This is a genomic window from Treponema sp. SP13 (genome assembly GCF_050938355.1).
In the GTDB taxonomy this organism is placed as follows: domain Bacteria; phylum Spirochaetota; class Spirochaetia; order Treponematales; family Treponemataceae; genus Treponema_D; species Treponema_D socranskii.
The window spans coordinates 1-353 of sequence record NZ_JADOVM010000023.1; the positions used below are offsets into that span (position 1 = coordinate 1).

Genomic DNA, 353 nt, shown 5'->3' on the forward strand with positions numbered 1-353 from the left:
ACACGGAAATCAATTTTGCCCGAGGACTGTTTAAAAAGTTGCTCCTGTGGTAAAATGAGCGCATGAGGTGGGAAACATTAGAAGATGCACTTGCAGTGCTTGAGACGGAGCGGGAATACGACGGATATTTTTGCAGCGTACAAGATGCGGTTATCATCGTGATACTGGGAAGCCTGTGCGATTTGCAAAGCGTAAAGAAAATCCACGAGTGGGCAACGACCGAACATGTCAGAATATTTCTGGCAGAAACGTTCGGAATCAAACGGATACCGTGCTATTGGTGGCTGTTAAGTCTGCTTGGAATCATACGGCCGGAATCACTGAATGAGTGTATGAAACAGTGGGTTGCTTCG

At 46.5% G+C, this 353-nt stretch carries 1 pseudogene; it reads left to right on the forward strand.

Going from position 1 to position 353, the window contains the following annotated elements:
• Positions 1 to 62: 62 nt before the first annotated feature.
• Positions 63 to 353 (forward strand): annotated as a pseudogene (locus IZU26_RS13025) (ISAs1 family transposase); the annotation flags it as partial.